This is a genomic window from Streptomyces sp. MnatMP-M17, from assembly GCF_900091995.1.
Classification (GTDB): Bacteria; Actinomycetota; Actinomycetes; order Streptomycetales; family Streptomycetaceae; genus Streptomyces.
In genome coordinates this window covers 1-7,356 of sequence record NZ_FMDK01000124.1, presented here as the reverse complement: position 1 = coordinate 7,356, position 7,356 = coordinate 1, and the positions used below count along the sequence as shown (strand labels likewise).

Here is a 7,356-nt window from a genome sequence, read left to right as displayed (position 1 = left end):
GCGGCCCGGGCTCCACCGGCTGGGGCAACGCCGCCGCCATCACCGCCAATACACCGGCACTGATCGTGACGCCGGAGGGCGGTCCGGCCGGCTTCTACGCCAACTGGTGGAACCAGGGCCGGTACGGTGCTCCCGCCTGGGAGACCTTCCATCTGACCGAGGTCCGCCGCATCCTGGAACAGCAGCTACGGGCCAACGACCGGCGCGCCGTGGCCGGGCTGTCCATGGGCGGGCACGGCGCGCTGTACTACGCGGCCCGGTATCCGACGCTCTTCCGCGCCGCCGCGTCCTTCAGCGGACTCGTCAACACGGCGCGTTATACGACCGGCATCCAGAACATCGTCAGAGGTCAGGGACTCCAACCGCTCGATCTGTGGGGCGATCCCACCGCCCAGGCGGCCCTCTGGCGGGAACACAACGCGTACGAGCTCATCTCGCGCCTCCCTCGCGGCTTTCCCGTTTACGTCAGCAGTGGCAACGGCCTGCCGGGCCCGTTCGACGCGCCGGACCGTACTCCCGACGCCCTGGAGGCGGTGCTCGACCTGATGGCCGGCGACTACATAGCCCGTGCGCAGGCCCTCGGTCTGAGTGTCACCGCCGACCGCTACGGTCCCGGTACCCACACCTGGCCGTACTGGGAACGTTCCCTCACCCGCTCGCTCCCGATGCTCGCCGCCGCCATCGGCGCGACCTGACGGGCCTCGGCCGAGCGCAGGGCGCGGGACCACAAGGCACAGGGCGCCCGCACGGACCGCGACGGCCGCCGGCCCCCGTCTGTCCTCCGCGCCTCTCCGTCAGGCCCTTTCAGCCTTCGCTCAGCACCTCCGCCAAGGCCGCCGCCGGATCGTGGGCGGCTGGGCCGGCCGGGGCCCAGCGGCCGTGTTCCTTTCGGTAGGGCCACCAGCGTCCGTCGTGTCCGTACCGCAGTTGTGCCGACGCGTCGGCGACGGACCAGCGGCCCGCGCCCAGGGCCCGTAGCCGTGGCCCGGCTCCGTCCTCCCAGGCGGTGGCGAGAGCGGCTTCCGCACGCGCGAGGGCCTCCGGCTCCGGTGTCCACTCGTCCTCCAGTACGGCGAGGGCCGCCGCGCCTCCGAGGCGCCAGGCGCGTACGGCGAGGTCCAGTTCCGCGCGCCGCCGACCGGTGCCGACGGCGAGCCGCGTCAGCAGACGGGTGTCGGACGTCGCTGCCGCGAGCCGGACACCGTCCTGACGGAGCGTCAATTCATCCTCCAGCGGCTGCTGTCCATGATCGGGCGCGAGCGCGTCGGAGAGCATGCGCAGCGCCCGTGCCGCCGCGTCCGCGGCCAGGAGTTCCAGCGCGTCCACATCCACTTTGGGCGATGCGTCGGTCCCGGACGAGGCGTCGGCGACCGACGGCTCGGTCCCGGTGTCAAGGGCCGGAGGCTGCCCCGGCTCCCGTGGTAGCGGCGGAGGAGCGGGCAGCGGCGGCAGAATGTCCCGTGCCGCGAAGGCCGTCACGGCGGGCACGCCCACCGCGTCGGCGGCCGTCTCCTCCGTATCCGGCACCGCCTCCGTCTCCGTCTCCGCCTTCGTACCGACGGCCCGCGAGGCCCGCGCGACACTGCGCACATGCAGCTCGTCGAGGAGCCGGCGCTCGCTCCTGCCGCGAATCAGCAGCAGCACGAACGGATCCTGGTCCAGCAGTCCGGCCATCTGATAGCAGAGCGCCGCCGTATGCGTGCAGTGGTCCCATGCCTCGCAGCCGCACTCCGGTTCCAACTCACCGATGCCCGGCAGCAGTTCGACTCCTGCCGCCGCCGCGTCCTCGACCAGGTGCGGTGGCATCTCCCGGTCCAGCAGCGCCGCGATATGGCCCGCCCGGTCCACCGCCATGTCCAGGAAGCGGTCCCATTCCTCCTCGCTCAGCCGCTGCAACAGCACATCACTGCGGTATGGGGTGCCGTCCCGGTCCTGTACGACCGCGGTGATCCTGCCCGGCCGTACGGTCACGGCACCCACCGCGCCCCCGCGGGCGTGTCTGCGTCCCTTCGCCAGTGGCGCGCCGTCGAGCGCGGTCTCCTCCAGCGCCTTCAGCCAGGCCCTGCCCCACCAGGTATGGGCGAAACCGCGGCCAGGCGCGGGTGCCTGAGCGGCGAAGGTGCGCTCGATGTCACCCTCGCCTGCCCGGCTGTCCCGACCGCCCTGACTGCCGCCGCCATCCCGGCCACCCTGGCCGTCCCGGCTTTCCCTGCCGTCCCGGCCGCCCCTGCCGTCCGTACCGTCCGTGCCGCTCATCGCGCGCTCCCTCGCAGCTCCACCAGATCCGCCAGCTCGGCGTCGGTCAGTTCGGTCAGGGCCGCCTCGCCGGAACCGAGCACCGAGTCGGCCAGCGCCAGCTTGCGGGCGAGCATGTCGGCGATCCGGTCCTCGATCGTGCCTTCGGTGATCATCCGGTGCACCTGTACGGGCCGGTCCTGCCCGATGCGGTACGCGCGGTCCGTCGCCTGCGCCTCCACTGCGGGATTCCACCAGCGGTCGAAGTGGACGACATGCTCGGCCCTGGTGAGATTGAGCCCGGTGCCCGCCGCCTTCAACGACAGCAGGAAGACCGGCACTTCACCGTTCTGGAAGCGGTCCACCATCGCCTCACGCTGGGGAACCGGTGTGCCGCCGTGCAGAAACTGCGTGGGCACACCGCGCGCCGCGAGATGCTGTTCGAGCAGCCGCGCCATCTGTACGTACTGCGTGAAGACCAGTACACTCGCGCCCTCGGCCAGGATGGTGCCGAGCAGTTCGTCCAGCAGATCCAGCTTTCCCGAGCGGTCAGCGATACGCGGCCGGTCCTCCTTGAGGAACTGCGCCGGGTGGTTGCAGATCTGCTTGAGTCCGGTCAGCAGCTTGACGATCAGCCCGCGCCGCTCCATGCCGTCCGCCTCCGCGATCGCCGCGAGAGTCTCCCGTACGAGCGCCTTGTACAGCCCGGCCTGCTCGGCGGTGAGGGAGACGGCCCGGTCGGTCTCGGTCTTGGGCGGCAGCTCCGGCGCGATGCCCGGGTCGGACTTGCGCCGGCGCAGCAGGAACGGCCGTACGAGCGCGGCGAGCCGCTCGGCCGCCGCCGGATCGTCACCGCTCTCCACCGAGCGCGCGTACTGCGTACGGAAGGTGCCAAGGCGGCCGAGCAGCCCGGGAGTCGTCCAGTCGAGGATCGCCCACAGCTCGGAGAGATTGTTCTCCACGGGAGTGCCGGAGAGCGCGACTCTCGCTCTGGCGCCGATCGTACGCAGCGCTCTGGCGGTGGCCGAGTACGGATTCTTGATGTGCTGCGCCTCGTCGGCGACGACCATGCCCCAGTCGGCACCGGCGAGCCGGGCCGCGTCCAGCCGCATCGTGCCGTACGTGGTGAGCACGAACTCGCCTGCTTCCAGGGCCTCCAGGTCACGCGTGGTGCCGTGGAAGCGCCGTACGGGCGTGCCGGGCGCGAACCGTTCGATCTCGCGCTGCCAGTTGCCCATCAGCGAGGCCGGACAGACGACCAGAGTCGGGCCGGCGGCCGAGGCGTCGGTCTGCCGGTGCAGATGGAGTGCGATAAGAGTGATCGTCTTGCCGAGACCCATGTCGTCGGCGAGACAGCCGCCGAGACCGAGTGAGGTCATACGGTGCAGCCAATTGAGGCCTCGGAGCTGATAGTCGCGCAGAGTCGCGGCGAGCGCCGCGGGCGGGCCGATCCGCTGTTCGTCGCCGTCCGCCCGCTCGGGATCGGCGAGACGGTCGCGCAGCCGGGCGAGCCAGCCGGTGGCCGCCACCTCGACGCGGCGGCCCTCGATCTCGGTGGAGCCGGTCAGTACGGCGCCGAGGGCGTCGAGCGGTGTGATCTTGCGGTCCTGGCTCTCCCGGGCGCGCCGGGCCTCCATGGGATCGATGAGCACCCACTGCCCGCGCAGCCGGACCACGGGACGGCTGGCCTCGGCGAGTTGGTCCAGCTCGGCACGGGTGAGCCGCTGATCGACCAGTGCGAAGAGCCAGTTGAAGGAGAGCAGTGCGTCGGCCGAGAGGAAGGCGGGCAGATCGGTACCGGTACGGTACGGGCCGCTCCGGTCGTCCTGGTCGCCCTCCTTCGGATCCTGCTCCTGGTGGTCGGCGCGGTCGGCGTGGCCCTCCTCCGCCTGGCCGCCCGGGCCGATGACCGCGCGTGCCGTCAGCGTGCGGGCCAGTTCCTTGGGCCAGTGCACCTGGACGCCGGTCGCGGCGAGCGCCGTCGACGCCTCGCCCAGCAGGTCGGTGATGTCCTCGTCCGCGAGTTCGATGGCGTCCGGCACGGCGGCCGAGAGCAGCGGTGTGAGCGGCGGCCAGGCGCGGGCGGCACGGCGCAGGGCGAGCAGGGCGTCCATCCGGGCGCGCGGGCCGAAGGCCGTACCGGTGGATCCCGTACCCGACCATACGGCGGTTGCGTCGGCGACAACCGTGGGATCGCTGACGCTGTGCATCTGGAGCACGGCGCGGAAGGCGAGGCCTGCCTCGGCCGTTTCAACGGCGTCCACGCCCACACCCACACCAGCACCCGCACCCGCACCAGCACCCGCACCCGCACCCGCACCCACACCGGCACCGGCACCGGGATCCGCGTCCGGCACGCGCACTCGGGCGTCCGTGAGGCCGGGCAGTTCGACGCGGAGGGAGAGCCGTACGCCCGCGTCATGGCCGGCGGCCACATCGGCCGCCCAGCGGCGCAGCTCGGGGAACCGGTTCGCCGGCATCGCGGCGAAAGCGGGCCCTGCGGCCGCGAGTTCAGCGGCGGGTGTCCTGGGCAGCCCGTCGACGACCGCGTCGAGAAAGTCCCGCAACAGCCATTCGGGCGCGGGCAGAAGAAGCGGTCCCGGTGATGCCGTAGCGAGCGGGACAGCATGGGCGGAGGGCGGCATCGAAGCGGCGAGCGTGCGGATCCGCTCCAGATCCTCCGAGGTCAGCGGCCCGGCCCGCCACGCGTCATGGTCCGTACCGGTGAGACCGGGCAACAGCCTTCCACGGGCCGCGAGTTGCAGAGCCAGCAGAGCGGCGGCGCCCCAGAAAGCCGTCGACGGCGAGGCGTCCGCGCACATACGCGCCCTGGTCAGCAGCGGAAGAGCGGCTGATACGGGCATCAGGAGCGCTCCGACCGTGAGAGGGTGGCCATCGGTGTCGACGACAGCCAGCTCCTCCACGGAGCCCGGTGCGGACGGCGGCTCCGCGCCGTCGGGGTGCCAGTGGGCGATCCGGCCGGTGCGGGCCGGGTCCGCGGGAAGAAAGACCGTGGAGCAGCGGGCGAGTTCGGAGATCCGGGAGGGCGTTGCCGCGGGGAGCCTGTGCACAGCGAAGACGCATTCCTCAAGTTTGACTACTGCGGGTCGGAGCCGCCGAGGGTACCTCACCGCGAAGCCACGCGGGAGCGGCGCCACCGTGACCTGACTCACGCCTGGTCGACAGGGTGTAGCCAGCACCACCGTCGACCCCCTGGCAGCCTCCACCTTTTCCGGGTGGTGGCCTCATGGCCGCAGGCGTTCCCTCCCCGTACGTTTCAAGAGGTCAGCGCAGTCTGCGCGACTTTTCCCCACTGGACATCGGCCTACAGACCGGAGACCGACATGCCCCAAGCCGCCATCGCCCCCATCGCGGAGCCCATACCCGACCCCGTCGTCGGCCGCGCGGGCGGCAGCGACTTCGCGCCCTTGCTGCGGACGGTGAGGGAGCAGGGCCTGCTGGAGCGCCGGGTCGCCTGGTACGCCCGGGGCATCACTGTCAATTTCCTCTTTCTGGGCGCGATCATCACAGGAATGGCGCTTCTCGGCCCGTCCTGGTGGACACTGCTTCTCGCACCGCTGCTGGCCGTCGTATCGGCACGGATGGCGTTCGTCGGCCATGACGCGGGACACTCCCAGATCACCGCCGACCGTGGCAGGGGCCGGCTGGTGCAGCTCGTCCATGCCAATCTGCTGCTCGGCATGAGCCAGGAGTGGTGGAACGACAAGCACAACAGGCACCATGCCAACCCCAACCACATCGACAAGGACCCGGATGTCGCCGCCGACATCCTCGTCTTCACGCAGCACCAGACGGCCGGCCGCTCCGGTCTGCGCCGCTGGCTGACCTGTCACCAGGCCTGGCTGTTCTTCCCGCTCACCACACTGGAGGGCATCGCCCTCAAGGTGTACGGCTTCCGGGCCGTCTTCTCCGGATCCTCCGGGCCGGAGGACGACGGCATGCCGACCCGTAAGCGTGTGGTGGAAGGCCTGCTGCTCACGGCCCATGTCGTCGCTTATGTCACGCTGCTGCTGACCACCATGACCGTCGGCCAGGCCGTCGTGTTCGCGCTGATCCACCAGATGCTTCTCGGTCTCCATCTGGGGATGGCGTTCGCGCCCAACCACAAGGGCATGGAGATGCCCGACGCCGGGAACGGCGAGGGCTGGGGCCATCTGCGCCGGCAGGTCCTCACCTCGCGCAATGTACGGGGCGGCATGCTCACGGACTGGTTCCTGGGCGGGCTGAACTACCAGATCGAGCACCATCTCTTCCCGAGCATGCCCCGTCCTCATCTCAGGCTCGCCCAGCCCTTGGTCCGTGCGCACTGCCTCGCGCTGGGCGTTCCGTACACCGAGACCGGGCTCGTCGAGTCATACCGGCAGGCGCTCAGCCATATGCACCACGTCGGCGAACCGCTGCGCTCGGACGCATAGTGGAACTGGCGGAGCCCGGCGTGCGTTCACCGAGCAGAAGCGGCCTGTGCCGCGAAGGAGGCGTCGATGTCGACAAGGACGAAGATCGTCATTGGGGGAGTGGCCGTAGGCCTTCTTCTGATGCCGCTGATCGGATTCTGGTTCTCGCTGCTGGTGGTGCTCGGAGTGCCTACCGCCGCGTATCTGATGCTGGACCCGTCGCAGCGCCGCAGGCTGCGCAGGATCAGCCGTAAAGAGATAGGCCGCTGAGCCGACGGGACGCGGCGCGATGACGACGGCCCGACGGGGTACGAGGAGGGCCTGACCGTGCGAGCGGTCAGGCCGGACGTACGGCCATCTTGTCGAGCGCGGTGAGCAGCGCGGGAAGTTCGGTGCCACGACCGACCGGCAGGATCTCGCCCGGCTCCTCGTCCAGCAGGATGAACGCCATGTCGTCGGTCCTGGCGACGAACGACCAGCCGGGGCCGTCGGCGCGCAGTGTTCTGGCCTCGCCCGGGGCGAAGCTGGAGCGGACCCGGCCGAGCGGCGGAGCCGTTTCGACGTAGGAGTGCAGCTCTTTCAGCACGCGTCGCACTCCCTGATGCGAGGGTCCCGTGGATTCCGGGCCGCTGTCCTTGGTGTCGGCGGCGTGGGTGTCAGTGGCGGAGTCCATGGCCACCGCTCCGGCGAGCCGCTCCCGCCATAC

The 7,356-nt window shown here is 70.9% G+C and carries 5 protein-coding genes and 1 pseudogene; 3 read left to right on the top strand and 3 right to left on the bottom strand.

The window, feature by feature from the left end; all coding sequences use genetic code 11:
* Positions 1-695, top strand: a 695-nt coding sequence (locus GA0115259_RS06695) for an alpha/beta hydrolase (protein WP_093592256.1), incomplete at its 5' end; no start/stop codon positions are given.
* 109 nt (positions 696-804) lie between these two features.
* Here the strand turns inward: GA0115259_RS06695 and GA0115259_RS06690 are convergent.
* On the bottom strand, positions 805-2,256 hold the full coding sequence (locus GA0115259_RS06690) for an SWF or SNF family helicase (protein ID WP_237539818.1): 1,452 nt from the start codon (positions 2,254-2,256) through the stop codon (positions 805-807).
* Positions 2,253-5,306: a DEAD/DEAH box helicase gene (locus GA0115259_RS06685; RefSeq protein WP_093592253.1), complete on the bottom strand. Its 3,054-nt coding sequence runs from the start codon at positions 5,304-5,306 to the stop codon at positions 2,253-2,255. Before GA0115259_RS06685 ends, GA0115259_RS06690 begins: the two co-directional genes overlap by 4 nt.
* 273 nt (positions 5,307-5,579) lie before the next feature.
* On the opposite strand from GA0115259_RS06685, the gene GA0115259_RS06680 reads away from it, so the two are divergent.
* The gene (locus GA0115259_RS06680) at positions 5,580-6,671 is read left to right on the top strand and encodes a fatty acid desaturase family protein (RefSeq protein WP_093592250.1); all 1,092 of its coding nucleotides are present in this window, start codon (positions 5,580-5,582) and stop codon (positions 6,669-6,671) included.
* Between the two features lie 66 nt (positions 6,672-6,737).
* Positions 6,738-6,920 carry a hypothetical protein gene (locus tag GA0115259_RS06675; protein WP_093592247.1) on the top strand — a complete coding sequence of 61 codons (183 nt, stop codon included), beginning with the start codon at positions 6,738-6,740 and terminating at the stop codon, positions 6,918-6,920.
* 67 nt (positions 6,921-6,987) lie between these two features.
* Here the strand turns inward: GA0115259_RS06675 and GA0115259_RS06670 are convergent.
* Positions 6,988-7,356, bottom strand: a pseudogene (locus GA0115259_RS06670) (hypothetical protein); the annotation flags it as partial.

Bases quoted from the DNA above. Each gene is read 5' to 3' on its own strand.
- GA0115259_RS06690 (WP_237539818.1), bottom strand. From the start codon at position 2,256: ATGAGCGGCACGGACGGTACGGACGGCAGGGGCGGCCGGGACGGCAGG.
- GA0115259_RS06680 (WP_093592250.1), top strand. From the start codon at position 5,580: ATGCCCCAAGCCGCCATCGCCCCCATCGCGGAGCCCATACCCGACCCC.
- GA0115259_RS06675 (WP_093592247.1), top strand. From the start codon at position 6,738: ATGTCGACAAGGACGAAGATCGTCATTGGGGGAGTGGCCGTAGGCCTT.